The sequence below is a fragment of the Aromatoleum evansii genome (genome assembly GCF_012910805.1).
GTDB classification, from domain to species: Bacteria; Pseudomonadota; Gammaproteobacteria; order Burkholderiales; family Rhodocyclaceae; genus Aromatoleum; species Aromatoleum evansii.
This window is the reverse complement of sequence record NZ_WTVK01000330.1, coordinates 1-205: the sequence shown is the minus strand read 5'-3', so window position 1 is coordinate 205 and position 205 is coordinate 1. Positions and strand designations below refer to the sequence as shown.

General features: G+C 69.8%; 1 protein-coding gene. It reads right to left on the bottom strand.

The window, feature by feature from the left end; all coding sequences use genetic code 11:
• Nucleotides 1–205 (bottom strand): hypothetical protein (locus tag GO615_RS28570; protein ID WP_169133136.1); only part of this gene is annotated, 205 nt, incomplete at both ends.

Here is a 205-nt window from a genome sequence, read left to right as displayed (position 1 = left end):
CGGTGGCGGTGGCGCCGAGGAAGGTGCCGTCCTGGCCCCAGTAGACGGTGGCGCCGGCAGCGAAGCTCTGCCCGCCGGCGCTGAACGTGGTGGCGCTGCCGAAGCCGTCGGCGCCCCAGTTCACGTTATTGACGATGGAGCTGTCGACCGAACCGAGTCCGCCATCGGCTTCATCGATGCCGCCGGAGGCCTTCTCGTCCTCGAC